The following is an 18,216-nucleotide window of genomic DNA, read 5'->3' as shown; positions in this document are numbered from 1 at the left end:
GGCCGATATAGTCGCAGCGCTGGCAACAGACTCCAGGGGATTGTCCATGAAATTCGGCGTTTACGCTTCTTCGCTGCTGGCGTGCACGGCGCTGGCCGGTAGCCCCGCCGTGGCCGACGAGGGCGACGAGGCGGGTGCCAACGGCGATGCCAACCAGATCGTCGTCACCACGCAGAAGGTGGAGCAGCGCGCCGTCGACGTGCCGATCACCCTCTCGGTGCAGAGCGGCGAGCGCATGCGCAAACTCGGCGTCACCGACATCGGCGAGCTGTCCAACTATGTTCCCGGGCTCAATGTCCAGGTCCAGAGCGCCAACAACCCGGGCTTCGTCATTCGCGGCATCACCTCGGACAGCGGCTCGGCCCAGCAGGGCCCGCGTGTCACGCTCTACTACAACGGGGTCGATATCTCGCGCTCGCGCGGCGCCTATCAGGGTGTCTACGATCTCGACCGCGTCGAAGTGGCCAAGGGGCCGCAGGCGACGCTGTTCGGCACCGCCGCCACCATCGGCGCGATCAGCTTCGTCTCGGCCAAGCCCGAGGCCGGCACTTCGGCCGCGCTGACGGGCGCCTACGGCAACCTCGACGCGACCCGCGTCGAGGGCTTCGTCAACATGGGCAACGAGGTCTTTGCCGCGCGCATTGCCGGCCAGTGGAAGAAGCGCGACGGCTACATCGAGAACCTCGCGCCGGGCCAGGACGACCTCTACGCTCAGGACCAGCTCGGCCTGCGCGGCTCGCTGCGCTTCGCGCCCACCACCGATTTCACCGCCGACTTCGTGTTCACCTATGACCGGCAGCGCAATTCGGGCACGCCGTTCCTCTCGCGCAACCTGGGCTCGACCGCGGTCGAGGGGCTCTACGATGCGGCCTACCTCGGCGGATCGCCTGTGTCGGCGCAAGTGCTGGGCGCCGAGAAGCTGGGCCTCGACCGCGACGTCTACGATGCCAACCTGACGCTGAGCTGGGACTTCGCGGAGGGCTGGAACTTCACGACCGTCAACGGCTACCGCGACTTCGACGCGCTCGAGGTGTTCGACGCCGACGGCTCGGCCGCATGGTACCTGGAGTTCGCCGAACGCGCGAAGGGATGGCAGGCCAGCCACGAAGGCCGCTTCACCTACAGCGACGACCAGTGGCGCGCCTCGTTCGGGTGGAACTACTTCATCGAGGACTCCTCGCAGTACGTGCCGCTGTCCTCCGAGCTCGGCACATACCTGCAGTGCAGCGCCAACCTGATCCCGGGGCTGGGCTGCGTCGCGGCCGACAACACGGTCCCGGCCTCCCGCGCCACGGCGCTGCTGACCGGCGGCGCGTTCACCGCGGTGCCTTACACCAGCTGGTATCGCAACGAGGGTCGCAACCAGACCTGGTCGATGTTCGGCGACGTCACCTGGAAGCCCGTTCCCGAGCTGGAGGTAACCGGCGGCGCCCGCGTGCTGATCGAGACGCGCCGTTCGGGCTATGCCGCCTTCCAGCCCAACGCCCCGGTCTACGGCCGCCCGCTGCTGCCGCTCTTCGACACCGGCGGCGAGACCTTCCGCGCGCGCAAGTCCTACGCCGCGGTGCTGCCGCGCGTGAACCTGCTCTATCACCTCAACCCTTCGCTCAACCTCTACGCCACGATCTCGGAAGGCCGTCGCTCGCCGGTGGTCCAGCTGTCGGCGGCGGCGGGAGGCGTGCCCGACCTCGACCTGATCCGATCCGAGACGGTGTGGAACTACGAGGTCGGCATCAAGGGCTCGGCCGGCATGGTCTCGGGCTCGCTGGGCGTCTACTACAACAAGTATGACGACTTCCAGGTCTCGGTGGTCGAGAACGGCCAGTCGGTCACGCGCAGCGCCGGCTCGGCATCCAACCTCGGCGTCGAGGCCGAGCTGGAAGCGCGCTTCACCTCCTGGCTGAGCGCCTTCGGCAACGTCGGCTTCATCAGCGGCGGGATCGACGACAAGGCGGAGAACGGGGCCTACGCCGGCGACCAGTTCCGGCTCCAGCCCAAGTGGCAGTGGGCGGCGGGCTTCAACCTGAACGCCCCGCTGTCCGAGACCGCCAGCCTGTTCCTGTCCCCCAGCGTCACCTACCGCAGCAAGATCTACTTCGAGATCCCGAACTCGCAGAACATCAGCCAGGACGCGGTCACGCTCGTCAACCTGCGCGGCGGCGTGGCGCTGATGGATGGCCGGCTCGAGGTCGCCGGCTATGCCCGCAACCTGACCGACCGGCACTACCTGCTCGACGCCGGCAACACCGGCGGCTCCTTCGGCTACCCCACCTTCATCCCCGCCGAACCGCGCACCTACGGTATCGAGCTGACCGCACGGTACTGACGGCCCCGATCTCCGGCGCCCGCCGCGAGCGACTCTCCCGGCGGGCGGCACACCAGGACAGGACAGACCCATGACGCTCGTTCTCGACCGCCGCCTGCTGCTCAAGGCCGGAACTTTCGGCCTGGCCGCGCTCTCCACCCCGGGCGTCGCGCAGATCCTCACCGCGCGCGGCTTCACCCATGGCGTGGCTAGCGGCGAGCCGGCCGCCCGCTCGGTCCTGCTATGGACCCGCTACGTCGGCAGCGGCGAGACGAAGCTGCGCTGCGAGGTCGCCGAAGACGAGGCCTTTCGCAAGGTCGCGGGCGGCGGCGAGGTGACCGCCTCTCCCGCGCACGACTGCTGCGCCAAGCTGACCGTCACCGGCCTCGTACCGGGCACGTGGTACTTCTACCGCTTCGTCGCGCCCGATGGCTCGATGAGCGAGGTCGGCCGCACGCGAACCCTGCCGGTGGGCGAGGTCGGTCGCTTCGGCATCGCCCTGTTCTCCTGCGCCAACCTGCCGTTCGGCTGGTTCAACGCCTATGCCCACGCCGCCCGGCGCGACGACCTCGACCTCGTGGTCCATGTCGGCGACTACTTCTACGAATACGAGTACGGGCACTATCCGGAGCACCCGATGCCGGGCCGCAGGATCGAGCCTCTGAACGAGACGCTGACGCTGGCCGACTATCGCCTGCGCCTCGCCAGCTACCGGCTCGACCCGGACCTGCGCGCGCTGCACCGCGCGTTCCCGATGGTGGCGCAGTGGGACGACCACGAGAGCGCCAACGATGCATACCGGGACGGCGCCGAGAACCACACGCCCGGCCAGGAAGGCCCCTGGTCGGTGCGAAAGGCCGCCGCGCAGAAAGCCTACCGCGAGTGGATGCCCGTCTCCGAAAAGAGCTACGAAAGCTACCAGATCGGCGCGCTCGCGACGATCTTCCGCCCCGAGACCCGGCTGACCGGCCGCACCGAGCAGCTCGACATCGGCGTGGCGCTCAAGGGCGCCGGGAACCAGGGGGGCGACCTCATGAAGGCCCTCGCCGCCTTCCGCGATGGCCCGTGGATGGCGGCCGACCGCACGCTGATGGGCGCGGCGCAGGAGAGCCGGCTCTACAAGGACATGGCGGCCTCGGCCAAGGCCGGCACGCGGTGGCAGGTGCTGGCGCAGCAGGTGGTCATGGGCTCGCTCAAGGCGCCGCCGCAGATCGCCGAGCTCGCCACCAGCGGGGGCGACCCCAAGGTCGCCGCCGCGCTCATGGCGATCGGCGCCGCGTCGAGGGCCGGGTTGCCGTTCAACATGGACTCGTGGGACGGCTATCCCGCCGCGCGCGAGCGCCTGCTGCGCGCCGCGGCCGAGGCGGACTGCAACCTCGTGGTCCTGTCCGGCGACAGCCACAATGCCTGGGGCAACGACCTCGCGCTCGAAGGGCGCCCGGTGGGTGTCGAATATGCAGGCCAATCGGTGACCTCGCCCGGCTACGAGGACTACCTGCCCGCGGTGGCGCCGGCCGATCTCGGCAAGGCGATGCAGGCGGCCAACCCCGGCCTGTCCTTTGTCGATACCAGCCGCCGCGGCTACGTGTCGATGCAGGTCACGCCCGAGGCGGTGAGGGGCGAATGGCATTTCGTGCCGACGATCGCTAGCCAGGGCATCTCCGGCGTGACGAGCGAGGCCCGCGCCGTCCGCTGGGGCGAGCGCCGCTTCACCGCCTGACCCGCCCGGGGCGGTTGTGCTCTTCGCCAGCGAGGCAGGCCCTCCCGGCGAAGACGCAGCTATGCAGGGCCCCACTCTCGACGATCGAACGCCGGCACTCCAACGCACGGCGCGACGTCGTGCGGGCGTCACTCGGGAGGGCGAACGGCCCGCGCCGGTGTCGAGAGCAATGCTGTGAGGGGAAGTGTTGGATGCCCCGCGAGGATTCGAACCTCGATAGACGGAATCAGAATCCGTAGTCTTACCATTAGACGACGGGGCACCGGAGGGCGCCCCTCTAGAGGGGCTCGCGATTCGCGTCAAGCGCCTGATCGCGGGTTCATGCAGGGGCACTTGCCGCAGGCCTTGCAGGGCGTTAGCATTGGCGCCAGGTGCCCGCCGCAAGGGCGGGAAGACATTGGAACGAGTACGATACATGGCGGAGCAAGATCCGCCGGCAGCGAAAGTCGATGTGTCGGGCCGCCCGGGACGGCGGCGCAAGGGTCGCAGGGCGAAGGCGGGCTCGCCGACCGGCCCTCAGACTGCCGGCACAGCCAAGGCGAAGGTGAATCCCGGCGCAGCGGCGCGGGGAAAGGCGAGCGGCAGCGCGGGGAAGGCCCGGCGGGCCGAGACGCCGATGGCCGCGTCGGCCCAGGAGGGCCGCTCGGCGGGCGGTGCGCGCGCGGAGGCGTCTTCGCAGCCGGCCCGGCAGACCGTGGAGCAGCTTGCCCCGCCGCCGGCCCGCGCCGCGGTGCTGGCGCAGCCGCTCGGCCGCCAATCCTACGCCGCAATCGACCTCGGCACGAACAACTGCCGGCTCCTCATCGCGCGACCCTCTGGCGAGAACTTTACCGTGATCGACGCCTTCAGCCGCGTGGTGCGGCTGGGGGAGGGGATCGCGCAGTCGGGCCGGCTTTCCGACGCGGCGATGGAGCGCACGCTGGCCGCGCTGCGGGTCTGCGCGGACAAGCTGATGCGCCGCAACGTCTTCCTCGCCCGCTCGGTGGCGACCGAAGCCTGCCGCCGCGCCGTCAACGGACCGGAGTTCATCGAGCGCGTGCGGCGCGAGACCGGCATCGCGCTCGACATCATCAGCGCGCGCGAGGAAGCGCGCCTGGCGGTGCTGGGCTGCCACGTGCTGCTGGAGCACGGCTTCGGCCCGGCGATGATCTTCGACATCGGCGGCGGCTCGACCGAACTGGTGCTGATCGAGAGCACCGGCACCGTGCCGCGCATCCTCGACTGGCAGAGCGTGCCCTGGGGCGTCGTCTCGCTGACCGAGAGCTGCGGGCCCGAAGGGACCACGCAGGAGGAGCGGCTCGCTCGCTACCGCCACATGCACAGCCTGGTGGCGGAAAGCTTTGCCGCCTTTTCCAAGCGCGTCGCACCCGCACGCGCCAGCGCCGGCCAGGACGGGCCGCTGCGCCTGCTGGGGACCAGCGGCACCGTGACCACGCTCGCCAGCCTGCACCTGGAGCTGCCGCAGTACGACCGCCGCATGGTCGACGGCCTGATCGTGCCGGCCGAATCGATGCGCGAAATCTCCGCGCGGCTGTCGTCGATGGCGATCGAGGACCGCCGTGAGCTCGCCTGCATCGGGCGCGAGCGGGCGGACCTGGTGGTCGCCGGTTGCGCCATCCTGGAGGCGATCCTGGACCTCTGGCCGGCGGCCCGGCTCGGGGTGGCCGACCGGGGCATCCGCGAGGGCATCCTGCGCAGCCTGATCGCTTCGCACAGCCCGGGAAGCGGCCTCGCCCGCGGCGCCGAGCTCGGCCATGCGCCCGCCAGCCGCGCGGCGCAGGACGCGGTGCGCAACGCGGTGAACGCGCGATGAGCCGCTCCGGTCGCGATCCCGGCGAGCGGCTGCGCACCGCCAAGAAGCGCTCGACCAGCTCGGCGCGCTGGCTGACGCGCCAGCTCAACGATCCCTACGTCAAGAAGGCCAAGGCCGACGGCTATCGCAGCCGCGCCGCCTACAAGCTGATCGAACTGGACGAGAAGTTCGGCCTGCTCAAGGGCATCGAGCGGGCGGTCGACCTCGGCATCGCACCCGGCGGGTGGAGCCAGGTGCTGCGGCTCAGGTCCCCCAAGGCGCGCGTGGTGGGCATCGATCTGTTGCCCACCGACCCGATCGAAGGGGTGACCATCTTCCAGATGGACTTCATGGCCGACGAGGCCCCCGCCGCGCTGGAAGGCGCGCTGGACGGCGCGCCCGACCTCGTGCTGTCGGACATGGCGGCCAACACGGTGGGCCACAAGCAGACCGACCACTTGCGCACGATGGGACTGGTGGAGACGGCGGCCGACTTCGCGATCGCGACGCTGGCGCCCGGCGGGACCTTCGTCGCCAAGGTGCTGGCGGGCGGGACCGACACCGCGCTGCTGGCACTGCTCAAGCGGCATTTCGCCAGCGTCAAGCACGCCAAGCCGCCGGCGAGCCGCAAGGATTCCTCGGAGTGGTACGTCATCGCCAAGGGGTTCAAGGGCCGCTGATCCGGACCGCAGAGCGAAAATGCTTGACGCTTTGAACCTTATAGGTTATAAGTCCCGCCATCCGAAGCGGGCGTGGCCACGTCCGTCGCGGTGTATCGGGCCGGTGTCGTCGGGCAGGGGTGCGGTGGAAAGCCGAGGTCCTCGCCTCAGCGCCTGACCCGGACCGGTCACGACCCCGCCGAGGCGCGGGTGCTCACCGGGACGCGCGCAGACTGCGAGCCCGCTCCGCCGTCCCGACCGAGTCCGATCCCAGGGCCGAGCCGGGCTGTTCCTGCTGCTACCCGGCCATTCGCACGCGCAGCACCCCTCCCGCGCCCCCACGTTTCGGGCGCCCCGACGCCGGTCCGATGTTCGCTTCGCTCCGCGTGTTTCCCTTGGCGTTATCCCGCGCTCGCCGGCGGGCGTCTCGCTGTGCCCGGGCTAGCTCCCCTTGTGGAGCGGCGTGGCACCGCCGTTTGCCCGTCTTGCGACGAAAACGGCCCGCAAGCGACTCGGCGACGCTGGCGGACCGTTTTCAACCGACCCGGGCGGATGCACCGGGCAGGATTCGCGCAGGATCAGGGCTCGCTGGAGCCGACCTTGGCCTGCGTCTCCGACACCGCGCCGACGGCGCGGTCGGCGACGCCCGCCGGCCCTGCGGGCACGCCGGTCGGCTCGCCTTCGGGCGCGGCGACGGCGTCGGCCTCAGCGCCTTCGGCCGGGGCGGCGCCGGGTGCCGGGGCCGCGGGCAGCGGCAGGTTGGAGCCCTGCGAGTTCAGGTAGGCGATGACGTTGGCGCGGTCTTCCGGCTTGGAGAGGCCGGCGAAGGTCATCTTGGTGCCCGGCGCGAAGGCCTTGGGGCTCTTGAGCCATTCGTTCAGCGCGTCGAAGGTCCAGGTGCCGCCCTTGCTCTTGAGCGCATCCGAGAAGGCGAAGCCGCCCGCGCCGGTGCCGATCCCTTCGCCCACGACGCCGTGGAGGTTGGGGCCGATGCCGTTGGCGCCGCCGGCGTTGATCGTGTGGCACGAGGTGCACTTGGCGAAAGTGGCCTCGCCCTTGGCGACATCGGCTGCGGCCAGCAGCGTGGCGATTGGCACGTCGCCGCCGCCTTCGCCTTCCTCGGCCACGCCTTCGACGGCATAGCCCGCGGTCTCGGGCGCGTGGTGCTTGTCAGCCTGGAAGTACATCGAGCTGGCGATGCTCAGTCCCAGGCCGACGATGCCTGAGAACAGAGTCCAACCGGCGATTGTATTGAAACGATCGTCCATTCAGCATGCCCCGCGGGTGATTATTAGCTCATCCTGTTGGCTTGGGGCTCTAATCTCCGGCTGGAGCCAGCGCAAGAGCCATTGCGGATATCGCCGTGGCCGCCTAATCGCGCGTTCGTCATGCATGCCTATCCCGAACCCGCGCTGGCCCTTGTGGCCGAAATGGAAGCCGCCGCGGCGGCGCAGCCCGCCCGCGCGGTGGCCCTTCAGGGGGCGCCCGGCTGCAACGGCCACCGGGCCGCGAACGAGTACGACGCCGGCTGCCTGCCGCTGCCCTGCTTCTCGTTCGAGGACGCGCTCGACGCGGTGAAGGACGGCCGGGCCGAGCGGGCGATCATCCCGATCGAGAACTCCCAGCACGGCCGGGTGGCCGACATCCACTTCCTCCTGCCGGAGAGCGGCCTGTCGATCGTGGGCGAGCACTTCACGCCGATCCACCACGCGCTGATGGCGCTGCCCGGCGCGACCGGGCCGTTCTCGGCCGCCTACAGCCATCCGCAGGCGCTCGGCCAGTCGCGCCACTACCTGAGGGACCGCGGCATCGTGCCGATGGCCTATGCCGACACCGCCGGCGCCGCCGCGCTGGTGCGCGAGCAGGGCGATCCCGCGGCCTGCGCCATCGCCCCGCGGCTGGCAGCCGAGCTCTACGGCCTGGACGTCGTCGAGGACAACGTCGAGGACGCGGCCGACAACACCACCCGCTTCGTCGTGCTGGCGCGCGAGCCGCTCGACCCCTTCGAGCTGCAGGGCCGGCCGGCGATGACCACCTTCATCTTCGAGGTGAAGAACATCGCGGCGGCGCTCTACAAGGCGCTCGGCGGCTTCGCCACCAACGGCGTGAACATGACCAAGCTGGAAAGCTACCAGATCGGCGCCAGCTTCGCCGCGACGACCTTCTACGCCGACATCGAGGGCGCGCCGGGCGACCCCCGCGTGGATTCCGCGCTGCAGGAGCTGGCGTTCCACTGCAAGTACGTGCGTCCGCTGGGGACCTACCTCCAGGCCCGACCCCGCGGCTGATCCGGTGGGCGCGCCGGTCGCTCCCGGCTTGCCGCGCACGCCCCCTTGCACCGCCTGCCGGGGCGTGCAATCGTGGCCCATGTGACGATCGGCAGGGGCCAGGGCGCGGGACCGGCCGCGGAAGCGGCGGAAGACTGGCGCGCCGTGCGTGCCGCCGCCGACCTCCAGTATACACCGCTGCCCGAACCCAAGGCTCCGCCCACTCCGGATGTGCCCTGGTGGCTGAGGGCGCTGGGCCGGCTGCTGGAGGCGATCTTCGAGCCGATCGGGCGGCTGCTCGGATTGTCCTGGCCTGTGTTCCAGTACGTCCTGCTCGGCCTGGCCGTGCTGCTCGCGCTGTTCCTGCTGTGGCGCCTGGTGCTCGAGCCCCTGCTGGAAGCGCGCCGCAATCGCCGGCCGGCTCAGGAGGTCCATTGGGTCCCCAGCCGGGCGGAGGCGGAGGTGCTGCTGGAAGACGCGGACCGGCTGGCGGCGCAGGGCCGCTACGGCGAGGCGGCGCAGCTCCTGCTCCACCGCAGCGTGCGCCAGATCTCCGAGGCCCGGCCCGAGTGGCTGACCGCCGCGAGCACCGCGCGCGAGATCGCCGCGCTGCCGATGCTGCCCACGGCAGGGCGCCGCGCCTTCGGGGTAATCGCCGGCCGGGTGGAGCGCGCCATTTTCGCGCTGCGCCCGCTCGACGCGCAGGACTGGCAGGCGGCGCGCGGCGCCTATGCCGAGTTCGCGCAGATCGCGCTGCGGGCATGAGCGCTGCGCCCGGCGTCAGCCCCCCGGTGACGGTGGGCACCAACCCCTTCTCGCGCTGGGCGGTGCTCGCCATCGTGCTGCTCGGCACGCTGCTCTTCGTGGCGCTGCTGTGGATGATCGCCACCGGCACCGGCATGGGCTCTGCCAACGACGGGCAGGCGCATGGCGAGGGTCGGGGGCTCAACGGCTATGCGGCGATGGCCCGCTATCTCGAGCGTAGGGGCTATGCCGTGGGCATGGTGCGCAATCCCGGCGCGCTGGAGCGGCCCGGGCTGCTGGTGCTGACGCCGCCCGCCTTCGCCGACGGCGAGGAGATCCAGAAGATCGTCGCCCGCCGCCGGCGCATCGGGCCGACGCTGGTCGTCACGCCCAAGTGGCTGGCGGTTCGCCCTGGCCGGCAGCAGCAGGCGCAGGCGAAGCAGGGCTGGGTCCGGCTCGGCGGGCCGATGCCGCCCGAGTGGCGCGGGTTCCTCGACCAGCTTTCCGTCAGCATCGCGCCGCTACCCCCGCGCCGGGCGGCCTGGGCAGGGGCCGGGCTCAGCGGGAGGCTTCCCGATCACCGGCAGGTGCTCTCGGGCGGGGGGACCGGGCTGGTGCGGATCGTGGGGAGCCGCGACGGTCGGCTGACGCTCGCCGGCTACCTGGACGATGGCGGCGCCTATCCGGGCCTGGAGGCGATCGCGCAGGACCGCGTGCTCCATTCGGGCGAGACCGCGGGGCTCCATCCGCTGATCCTGGTGTTCGAGCCCGACCTTCTCGACAACTACGGCATGGCCCGCCTCGCGAACGCCCGCCTGGCCGAGGCGCTGGTCCGCGCGAGCGGGGTGGCACCCGGTGCGCCGGTGATGTTCGACATGACGCTCAACGGCTATGCCCGCGCGCAGAACCTGCTGACGCTGGCTTTCACGCCGCCGTTCCTGGCCGCGACGCTGTGCCTCCTGCTGGCGGCGCTGGCGGTGGGCTGGCGGGCCTTCCTGCGCTTCGGGCCGCCGCTGGTCCCGGGCCGGGCGATCGCCTTCGGCAAGCGCGCGCTCGTCGCCAACGCCGCCGGGCTGGTGCGCCGCTCCGGTCGGCTGCACCTGATCGCCGCGCCCTACGCCGAGCGGACCCGCGAGCGGCTGGTTCAGGCCCTGGCGCTGCCCCGCACGCTCGATGCCGCCGCTGCCGAGGCGGCGATCGATCGCGCCCTGGCTGCACGCGGGCACGCGGCGCAGCCCTTCTCTGTCGTCGCCGCCCGCCTGCGCGCGGCGCGCCGTCCCCATGACCTGATCGAGGCAGCGCGCGACCTCCACGCGCTCGAAAGGATACTCATCCGATGACCGACCTTCCCGCGACCGAATCCCCAGTCGAGGACGCTCCCGAGATGGCTCCCGAAATCACGCCCGACATCGGCGCGGTGGGCGCTCTGGCGGATGCGATCCGGGCGGAAGTGGCCAAGGGCGTGGTCGGCCAGGCCGAGACCATCGACCACTTGCTGATCGCCCTCATGGCGCGGGGCCACGTCCTGCTTGAAGGTCCCCCGGGCACGGCCAAGACCTTCCTGGCGCAGTGCTTCGCGGCCAGCCTGGGGCTGGACTTCGGGCGCATCCAGTTCACGCCGGACCTGATGCCGGGCGACATCCTCGGCTCCAACCTCTTCAACTTCCAGACCAGCCAGTTCACGCTGACCCACGGCCCGATCTTCTGCGACCTGCTGCTCGCGGACGAGATCAACCGCACCCCGCCCAAGACGCAGGCGGCGCTGCTGGAGGCGATGCAGGAGCGCCGGGTGACGCTGGACGGGACCGCCCACCCGCTGCCTGCGCACTTCACCGTTGTCGCGACGCAGAACCCGATCGAGAGCCAGGGCGTCTACCCGCTGCCCGAGGCGCAGCTCGACCGCTTCCTCTTCAAGCTGCTGGTCGATTATCCCAGCGTCGAGGAGGAGCGGCGCATCGTTGCCCGCTACGGCGAGAACCGAGGGGCTCCGACCCCCGCGGAAGTCGGCATCGTCTCCGTCGCCAGCCCGGCCCAGCTGGAAGCGGCGAGCCGGGCGGTCGCCTCGGTAAAGCTGGCCGACAGCGTCGTCGACTACGTGGTGCGCCTCGTGCGCGCCACCCGCGAAAGCGCGGATCTCGCCTCCGGAGCCTCGCCCCGCTCGGCGGTGCTGCTGGCGGGCGCCGCGCGCGCCCGCGCCGCGCTGGACGGGCGCGACTACGTGGTGCCCGACGATGTCAAGGCGCTGGCCGGCGCGGTGCTGCGCCACCGCCTCCTGCTTAGCCCCGCGGCCGAGATCGAAGGCAAGCAAGTGGAGGAGCTCGTCCACCAGCTCGTCGAGCAGACCGAAGCGCCGCGCTGATCCCGGTGCCGGCAGCCCCCTCTTCCCCCGGCCGGCCTGGCGCGGGCCAAGCGCCGATCGTCCCCACCGCCCGGGCCGCGATCGTGCTGGCGGCCTGCGCGCCGGTGGCGCTGGTGATCGCCGCGGCCAGCCCGGCCTTGTGGATCGTCGCGCCCGTGCTCGGGCTGGTGGTGCTGGGGCTGGTCTTCGTCGATGCGCTGCTGGCGGGCGGGACGCGCGACCTGCGCGTGGTGGTGCCGGCCGACGTAGAGGTCGGCGCCCCCGCCGCGATGACGGCGCGGGTCGCGTTCCGCGGCCGCCCCTCGCGCGTGGAGATGGCGCTCGAATGCGATCCCCGGCTCGCCGCCGGCGGGCGACTGGTGTTTCCCCTGGCACCGGGCGAGGAGGGCTGGAGCGGCAGCGGCGGCTTCACCCCGGCCCGTCGCGGGACCGGCGCGGTCGCCCGCGCCTGGCTGCGCTGGACCGGCCCGCTCGGCCTCGGCGCGCGGCAGCTCTCGGGTCCGCTGGACGAGGGTGTGCGCGTCTGGCCCAACATCGCCGCGGTCCGCTCGCCGGCGCTGCAGACCTTCCTCAAGGATGCGCAGTACGGCCTGCTTGCCCGGCGCATCCGCGGCGAGGGGAGCCAGTTCGAATCGCTGGCGGAGTACCAGCCCGGCATGGACCGGCGCCGCATCGACTGGAAGAGCTCGGCCCGCCACGTCCATCTCTACGCCAAGGAATACGAGACCGAGCGCAACAACCAGATCGTCTTCGCCTTCGACTGCGGGCAGGCGATGTGCGAGCCGATCGCCGGCATGCCGCGGCTGGACCGCGCAGTGTCGGCAGCGCTGGCGACGGCCTACGTCGGGCTCAAGGGCGGGGATCGCGTGGCGCTGTTCGGCTTCGCCGCCCGGCCCGAGGTCTCCACTCCCTTCATTGCCGCGAGCGCCGAGTTCCACCGGCTGCAGCGCGCCGCCGCCGGGCTGGAGTACCGCTCCGAGGGGCCGAACTTCACGCTCGCGCTGGCGACGCTGGCCTCGCGCCTGCAGCGCCGCTCCTTGATCGTGGTGTTTTCCGACTTCACCGACCCGACCAGCGCCGAGCTGATGATCGAGAGCATCGGCCGGCTCATCTCGCGCCATGTCGTGCTCTTCGTCACCCTGGCCGACGACGAACTGGAGGATCTGTCCGGAGCGGCCCCGGACGACCTCGAGGCGCTGTCGATGGCGGTCTCGGCCGACGGGCTGCTGCGCCAGCGCGCGCTGGTGGTGCGGCGGCTGCGCCAGATCGGCGTGGACGTGATCGAGGCACCCTGGCACCAGATGGGTACGCGCCTGCTGGACGCCTATCTCGCCATCAAGCGATCAGGAGCGATCGGATGACAGCCATTGCCGCGACCAGCGCCATCGAGACCGCCGCGCTGCGCTCCGACCGCTTCCGCCTGGAGCGGGAGGGCGACTGGCAGCGCCTGGAGGCCATCGTCGCGCGCATGGAGAAGGGGCGCCTGCGCGGCATCGCGGACGAGGACCTGCTCGACCTGCCCCAGCTCTACCGCACGGTCGCCTCCAGCTTGTCGATCGCGCGGGAGACCTCGCTCGACGGCGCCACGCTCGCCTACCTGGAAGCGCTGGTGCAGCGTGCCTGGTTCGTCGTCTACGGGCCCCGCTCCTCGCTGTGGGAATGGCTGCGCGCGTTCCTCGGCGGCGGCTGGAGCGCGGCCGTGCGCGCGATCTGGCTCGACGTGCTGGTGGCGCTGGCCGTCATGGTGGCGGGAGTGGTCGTGGGCTGGCTGCTCGTGGCGCACGATCCCGAATGGTACTTCGCGCTGATCTCCCGGCCGATGGCGGGCGAGCGCGTGCCCGGGGCGAGCGCCGAAGTGCTGCGCGCGACGCTGTTCGGTCATGCCGAGCGCGACGGCATGAGCCGCTTCGCGGCGCAGCTGTTCAGCAACAACGCGCAGGTCTCGATCCTCGCCTTCGCGCTCGGCTTCGCGCTCGGCATCCCCTCGCTGCTGCTGCTGGTCCACAACCTGGCGCTGCTGGGGGCGATGGGCTGGCTCTATCATGGCAAGGGCCTGCTGCTCGACTTCGCCGGATGGATCTGCGTCCATGGCACGACCGAGCTCTTCGCGATCCTGCTCTCGGGCGCCGCGGGCCTGCACATCGGCCGCGCCGTCGCCTTCCCCGGCGAACGCCCGGTGCTGGAGGCGACCGCGGCGGCGGGCCGACGGGCGGCGCTGGTGATGACCGGCGTCGTGCTCATGCTGGTGGTCGCGGCGCTGCTGGAAGGCTTCGCGCGCCAGCTGGTGGACCAGACCGCAGGCCGCTTCCTCGTCGGTGGCTTCATGCTGCTGCTGTGGTGCGCCTACTTCTTCGCCTTCCGCGGCAACGCCGGGCCGCGCTCGCGCCGGAGCGCCCGGTGAGCGCCGCCTCCCGCCGCAGGCCCCGTGCCGCCGCTGCCGACCGGCGGCGCGTGCTGGTCACGCCTGAGGGCATCGCACTGCCGGTCACGGTCGCCGGGCGCAGCGCAAGGGCCGGTGCGCTGATCCTCGACCTCCTCTTCATCCTGGTGCTGATGATCGGCTCTACCCTTGCGCTGACGCGGATCGCGGGAGGGCTGGGCACGCTCGATCAGGCCGCTCGCGCGGAGGGAGCGGCAGGGCAGGCGCGGCAGTTCCTGGTGATCGTGTGGATCATCGTGATGTTCCTGTTCCGCAACGCCTATTTCCTGTTCTTCGAGCTGGGCCCGCGCGGCGCCACGCCGGGCAAGCGGCTCACCGGCATCCGCATCGCCGCGCGCGACGGCGGACGGCTGACCGCGGAGATGGTGATCGCCCGCAACCTGCTGCGCGACATCGAGCTGTTCCTGCCGATCCCTTTGGTCATGATGGCAGGGGCGCAGAACGGCATCGCCTGGCTGGCGGCCACTGCCTGGTTCCTGATCTTCATGCTCTTTCCCCTGTTCAACCGCGATCACCTGCGCGCCGGGGACGTGATCGCGGGAAGCTGGGTGCTCGAGCGGCCGCGCCAGAAGCTGGAGGCGGCGATGACCGCCGGCGGCCCTGCAGCGCCGGAGGCGAGCGCCTACCGCTTCGGCGACGACGACCTCGCGCTCTACGGCGAGTTCGAGCTGAAGGCGCTGGAGCGCGTCCTGCGCGAAGACCGGCAGGATTCGATCGAGGCGGTCTACGCGACGATCTCGGGCAAGATGGGGCGCAACGACGGCTGGGGCGATGAGCGGCGCTTCCTCGCCGACTACTACGCGCAGTTGCGGGCACGGCTGGAAGCGGGCATGCGCATGGGGCGGCGCAAGGCCGACAAGCACGCGGATTCCTGAGCTCATGCCCCACACCCCGATCGAGACACTGCGCATCGTCCCCGACGACCTCACCGGCGAAGCGGTGCTGGGGCTGCTCCAGTTCCATCTCGACGAGATGCACCGCTGGTCCCCGCCCGAGAGCGTCCATGCCATGCCGGCCGAGCGCCTGCGCCAGCCCGATGTCGCCTTCTTCTCGGCCTGGGACGGGGGGACGGTCGCCGGCTGCGGCGCCATCAAGCATCTCGATGACGGGCACGGCGAACTCAAGTCCATGCGCGCCGCGCCCGCCTATCGCAACCGCGGCGTCGGCAAGGCGATCCTGCTGCGGCTGATCGAGGAAGCGCGCGCGCGGGGCTATGCGCGCGTGAGCCTCGAGACCGGCCGGCCCGAGCCGTTCGCACCGGCGCAGCGGCTCTACCGCGCGCATGGCTTCGCCGAGTGCGCGCCGTTCGGCGACTACGTGTCGGACGACTTCTCGATGTGCATGACGCGGGCGCTGTGATGGATTTGCGCCAGGCCGCTGCTGCCGATGCCGCCACGCTTGCGGCGCTGGGAGCCACCAGTTTCGTGGCCAAGTTCGGCCATCTCTATCGCCCGGCCGACCTGCAGACCTTCCTGGCCGGGGCGCACACGGAGGAGAAGGTCGCGCGCGAGATCGCCGATCCGACGATGCGCGTCATGCTCGCGGAGGAGGACGGGCAACTGCTCGGCTTCTGCAAGCTGGTCATGGCCTGCGGCTGGCCCGAGCACGCTCGCGGCGGCAACACGATCGAGCTCAAGCAGCTCTACACCGACCCATCCGCGACCGGCCGCGGCATCGGTGCGCAGCTGATGGACTGGGCCATGGCCGAGGCCGTCCGCTTCGGCGCGGACGAGATCCAGCTCTCGGTCTATGCCGACAACCCCGGCGCGCAGAAGTTCTATGCCCGCTACGGCTTCGCCAAAGCGGCGGACATCCACTTCATGGTCGGCGAGCAGCGCGACGCCGAATTCCTGTTCGCCCGCATGCTGGCGGGCTGAGGGCGCAGCCCGGCCCGGGGCTGGGGCGGGAACACGCCCTGGAGCGGGCGCTACGTTCAGGCCGGCACCGCGTCCGCGTCCTTCGTCTTCTTTCCGCCCGCCTTCCTCGCGCCCTCCGGCTCCTCGACCAGCGCCTGCACCGCCTTGGAGGTGGCGACCGTGCCCAGCTCGGTTAGCGCGAAGAAGTTCGCCTCGATATCGGCAAGTTCGTAGAGGTAGTTCACCATGACGCCGTGCGACTGCTTCTGCCCGTTTGCGGAGAGGTCGGCATTGGCGTGCACCGCCTCGAGCCTCGCGCCGTTGCCGAGGTGGAAGCGCGCCACCGGGTCGAGCGGCTGGTTGCCCTTGCCCTTCGCCTCGCACAGATAGCGGGCGGCCAGGTGGCGCAGTTCCCTGGCGCCCGGGACGGCCGCCTCTGCGCCCTGTTCCTTGGCGAGCCACTTGGCGAAGCCCGGCACCGGCGAGAGCGTGGCGAAGGTGGTCAGGTGGGGCAGTTCCTCCTTGAGCAGCCCGACCACGCGCTTGATCAGGTGGTTGCCGAAGGGGATGCCCTTGAGGCCGACCTGGCAGTTGCTGATCGAGTAGAAGATCGCGCAGTTCGCCTCGCTCGGCGGCGTCACCGCGCGCTCCTCGGCGATGACCTGGTGGATCGCGCCGGGAATCTGCGGCGTCAGCGCCACTTCGACGAAGATCAGCGGATCGTCACGCATCTGCGGGTGGAAGAAGCCGTAGCAGCGCCGGTCGAGCGGCTCGACGCGGCGGCGCAGGTCGTCCCACCCCTGGATCTGGTGGACCGCCTCGTAGCGGATGATCCGTTCGAGCAGCTGGGCCGAGCTGTCCCACCCGATCCGCCGCAGTTCCAGGAACCCGGCGTTGAACCAGGCGGTGAACGCGCTCTCCAGCTCGCGGTCGAGCGCGGCCAGCCCCGGCGTGGAGGCGGCCTTCGGCACCGCCAGCAGATCCTCGCGCAAGTCGATCAGCCGCGGCGTGCCCTGCGGCGCCAGGTTGAGCTGCGTAATGAGGCGCCGCATCGGCGATTCGCTGGCGGCGTTCAGCGCCAGGGCGGAGCCCTCGTCGCGCTTCTCGTTCCACCGGGCGATCGCCTTGTCGATCGCCTTGGCATCGGCCGGGTGCAGGTCGTGGACCTTGGCGAGGAATTCCTGCCGCGCTTCCGGGTCGCTCGCCTCGTAGAGGTCGAAGAAGGCGGAGGCCAGCGCCGGCCCGGACGCCCGCCCGCGCAGCGAGAGCAGCGCATCCGCGAGATCGAGCAGGCTTTCGCCGCTGTCCTGCCGGGGCGCGACGCCGATGCCGCGCAGCAGCTTGCCGAGACCCGAGTTCATCAGCAGGTCCAGCGGATTGCGCCGCCGTGCGGTGGCCGGAACCTCGGAAGCCGTGCGCGTCCGCGAAGTGTTCATGATGTCCTCGTCCTCAACTGGCATGGCGAGGCTACCATCGCTCGCACTCGCAGAGAATACGTGCGAGGCCCTCGCACGCCCCAGTGCGGCGCGAAAATGGCCTACAGCCGCCATTCTGCAGGTCCCGCCAGGCAGAAGCCGCCCCGGCGATCCGCCATCAAGGTCCCCCGAACGAGGCTTCGATACAGAGAGTCGTTGACGAAAGCGACCCGACCGTGGCAAGCGCCCCTGCACAACGCGGCCAGGCCGCGCGGCCTCGCGGCTGCACGAGCGGGTATAGCTTAGTGGTAAAGCTCCAGCCTTCCAAGCTGGCTATGCGGGTTCGATTCCCGCTACCCGCTCCAGCCGTCCTTCTAAAATTGCCCTGAAAATGGTGTAAAACCTCAGAAAACGGCGACTTTTCCGTCCCCGTTCGTCTGTCCCTGACCGCTCTTTCCACCCGCATCCAGACATTTCTGGGGGTACTTTGGGGTTTTGGCGTTTGGAAGGATGAGGGAGACCGCCGCGCTGGGGTCTCCGAGTGGAAAGGGCGCCGTCCTATGCCACTTACCGACATCGCAATCAGAAACGCAAAGCCTCGATCAACTGCCTATAAACTTGATGATTCATGTGTGGACGACCCCCGTTGGGCAAGATCG

General features: G+C 70.8%; 15 protein-coding genes and 2 tRNA genes. 14 read left to right on the top strand and 3 right to left on the bottom strand.

All coding sequences use genetic code 11. From position 1 onward, the window contains the following. Window positions 1–46 precede the first annotated feature (46 nt). The gene (locus ACFFJC_RS04660) at window positions 47–2,326 is read left to right on the top strand and encodes a TonB-dependent receptor (protein WP_379486329.1); all 2,280 of its coding nucleotides are present in this window, start codon (window positions 47–49) and stop codon (window positions 2,324–2,326) included. Window positions 2,327–2,396: 70 nt separating this feature from the next. Further along, complete coding sequence (locus tag ACFFJC_RS04655; protein WP_379486328.1) at window positions 2,397–4,025, top strand: alkaline phosphatase D family protein; 1,629 nt, start codon at window positions 2,397–2,399, stop codon at window positions 4,023–4,025. Between the two features lie 188 nt (window positions 4,026–4,213). Here ACFFJC_RS04655 and ACFFJC_RS04650 read toward each other — a convergent pair. After that, window positions 4,214–4,287, bottom strand: a tRNA-Gln gene (locus tag ACFFJC_RS04650). Between the two features lie 153 nt (window positions 4,288–4,440). Between ACFFJC_RS04650 and ACFFJC_RS04645 the strand changes: the two genes are divergently transcribed. After that, entirely contained in the window at window positions 4,441–5,838 is a 1,398-nt protein-coding gene (locus ACFFJC_RS04645) for a Ppx/GppA phosphatase family protein (protein WP_379486327.1), read from the top strand. Then, window positions 5,835–6,497, top strand: coding sequence for an RlmE family RNA methyltransferase (locus tag ACFFJC_RS04640; RefSeq protein WP_379486326.1), 663 nt, complete (start codon window positions 5,835–5,837; stop codon window positions 6,495–6,497). The genes ACFFJC_RS04645 and ACFFJC_RS04640 overlap by 4 nt, the downstream gene beginning before the upstream one ends. Before the next feature lie 557 nt (window positions 6,498–7,054). On the opposite strand, the gene ACFFJC_RS04635 is transcribed toward ACFFJC_RS04640, so the two are convergent. Further along, window positions 7,055–7,744, bottom strand: a complete 690-nt coding sequence (locus ACFFJC_RS04635) for a c-type cytochrome (protein ID WP_379486325.1) — start codon at window positions 7,742–7,744, stop codon at window positions 7,055–7,057. A 120-nt stretch (window positions 7,745–7,864) separates the two neighbouring features. On the opposite strand from ACFFJC_RS04635, the gene ACFFJC_RS04630 reads away from it, so the two are divergent. The 9 genes from ACFFJC_RS04630 to ACFFJC_RS04590 all read left to right on the top strand — a co-directional run bounded on the left by ACFFJC_RS04630 (window position 7,865) and on the right by ACFFJC_RS04590 (window position 16,163). Then, entirely contained in the window at window positions 7,865–8,764 is a 900-nt protein-coding gene (locus ACFFJC_RS04630; protein WP_379486324.1) for a prephenate dehydratase, read from the top strand. A gap of 81 nt (window positions 8,765–8,845) precedes the next feature. After that, window positions 8,846–9,508, top strand: coding sequence for a hypothetical protein (locus tag ACFFJC_RS04625; RefSeq protein WP_379486323.1), 663 nt, complete (start codon window positions 8,846–8,848; stop codon window positions 9,506–9,508). Next, window positions 9,505–10,827, top strand: coding sequence for a DUF4350 domain-containing protein (locus ACFFJC_RS04620; protein WP_379486322.1), 1,323 nt, complete (start codon window positions 9,505–9,507; stop codon window positions 10,825–10,827). Before ACFFJC_RS04625 ends, ACFFJC_RS04620 begins: the two co-directional genes overlap by 4 nt. 44 nt (window positions 10,828–10,871) lie before the next feature. Continuing rightward, complete coding sequence (locus ACFFJC_RS04615; RefSeq protein WP_379486467.1) at window positions 10,872–11,846, top strand: AAA family ATPase; 975 nt, start codon at window positions 10,872–10,874, stop codon at window positions 11,844–11,846. A gap of 80 nt (window positions 11,847–11,926) precedes the next feature. Beyond that, the gene (locus ACFFJC_RS04610; RefSeq protein WP_379486466.1) at window positions 11,927–13,207 is read left to right on the top strand and encodes a DUF58 domain-containing protein; all 1,281 of its coding nucleotides are present in this window, start codon (window positions 11,927–11,929) and stop codon (window positions 13,205–13,207) included. After that, window positions 13,204–14,247 (top strand): stage II sporulation protein M, encoded by a 1,044-nt coding sequence (locus tag ACFFJC_RS04605; protein WP_379486321.1) that lies wholly within the window; start codon window positions 13,204–13,206, stop codon window positions 14,245–14,247. The genes ACFFJC_RS04610 and ACFFJC_RS04605 overlap by 4 nt, the downstream gene beginning before the upstream one ends. Then, complete coding sequence (locus tag ACFFJC_RS04600; protein WP_379486320.1) at window positions 14,244–15,161, top strand: RDD family protein; 918 nt, start codon at window positions 14,244–14,246, stop codon at window positions 15,159–15,161. The genes ACFFJC_RS04605 and ACFFJC_RS04600 overlap by 4 nt, the downstream gene beginning before the upstream one ends. A 4-nt stretch (window positions 15,162–15,165) precedes the next feature. Then, the gene (locus tag ACFFJC_RS04595) at window positions 15,166–15,645 is read left to right on the top strand and encodes a GNAT family N-acetyltransferase (protein WP_379486319.1); all 480 of its coding nucleotides are present in this window, start codon (window positions 15,166–15,168) and stop codon (window positions 15,643–15,645) included. Further along, window positions 15,645–16,163: a GNAT family N-acetyltransferase gene (locus ACFFJC_RS04590; RefSeq protein ID WP_379486318.1), complete on the top strand. Its 519-nt coding sequence runs from the start codon at window positions 15,645–15,647 to the stop codon at window positions 16,161–16,163. Before ACFFJC_RS04595 ends, ACFFJC_RS04590 begins: the two co-directional genes overlap by 1 nt. Window positions 16,164–16,219: 56 nt before the next feature. On the opposite strand, the gene ACFFJC_RS04585 is transcribed toward ACFFJC_RS04590, so the two are convergent. Further along, window positions 16,220–17,578: a malonyl-CoA decarboxylase gene (locus tag ACFFJC_RS04585; protein ID WP_379486317.1), complete on the bottom strand. Its 1,359-nt coding sequence runs from the start codon at window positions 17,576–17,578 to the stop codon at window positions 16,220–16,222. Window positions 17,579–17,848: 270 nt separating this feature from the next. Between ACFFJC_RS04585 and ACFFJC_RS04580 the strand changes: the two genes are divergently transcribed. Next, window positions 17,849–17,922 (top strand) — tRNA-Gly (locus ACFFJC_RS04580). Window positions 17,923–18,216: the final 294 nt, after the last annotated feature.

Origin of the sequence: Novosphingobium soli (assembly GCF_042432915.1) — a bacterium.
In the GTDB taxonomy this organism is placed as follows: domain Bacteria; phylum Pseudomonadota; class Alphaproteobacteria; order Sphingomonadales; family Sphingomonadaceae; genus Novosphingobium; species Novosphingobium soli.
This window is presented reverse-complemented; position numbering and strand designations above follow the sequence as displayed.

Bases quoted from the DNA above. Each gene is read 5' to 3' on its own strand.
- ACFFJC_RS04660 (WP_379486329.1), top strand. From the start codon at position 47: ATGAAATTCGGCGTTTACGCTTCTTCGCTGCTGGCGTGCACGGCGCTG.
- ACFFJC_RS04655 (WP_379486328.1), top strand. From the start codon at position 2,397: ATGACGCTCGTTCTCGACCGCCGCCTGCTGCTCAAGGCCGGAACTTTC.
- ACFFJC_RS04645 (WP_379486327.1), top strand. From the start codon at position 4,441: ATGGCGGAGCAAGATCCGCCGGCAGCGAAAGTCGATGTGTCGGGCCGC.
- ACFFJC_RS04640 (WP_379486326.1), top strand. From the start codon at position 5,835: ATGAGCCGCTCCGGTCGCGATCCCGGCGAGCGGCTGCGCACCGCCAAG.
- ACFFJC_RS04635 (WP_379486325.1), bottom strand. From the start codon at position 7,744: ATGGACGATCGTTTCAATACAATCGCCGGTTGGACTCTGTTCTCAGGC.
- ACFFJC_RS04630 (WP_379486324.1), top strand. From the start codon at position 7,865: ATGCATGCCTATCCCGAACCCGCGCTGGCCCTTGTGGCCGAAATGGAA.
- ACFFJC_RS04620 (WP_379486322.1), top strand. From the start codon at position 9,505: ATGAGCGCTGCGCCCGGCGTCAGCCCCCCGGTGACGGTGGGCACCAAC.
- ACFFJC_RS04615 (WP_379486467.1), top strand. From the start codon at position 10,872: ATGGCTCCCGAAATCACGCCCGACATCGGCGCGGTGGGCGCTCTGGCG.
- ACFFJC_RS04605 (WP_379486321.1), top strand. From the start codon at position 13,204: ATGACAGCCATTGCCGCGACCAGCGCCATCGAGACCGCCGCGCTGCGC.
- ACFFJC_RS04595 (WP_379486319.1), top strand. From the start codon at position 15,166: ATGCCCCACACCCCGATCGAGACACTGCGCATCGTCCCCGACGACCTC.
- ACFFJC_RS04590 (WP_379486318.1), top strand. From the start codon at position 15,645: ATGGATTTGCGCCAGGCCGCTGCTGCCGATGCCGCCACGCTTGCGGCG.
- ACFFJC_RS04585 (WP_379486317.1), bottom strand. From the start codon at position 17,578: ATGAACACTTCGCGGACGCGCACGGCTTCCGAGGTTCCGGCCACCGCA.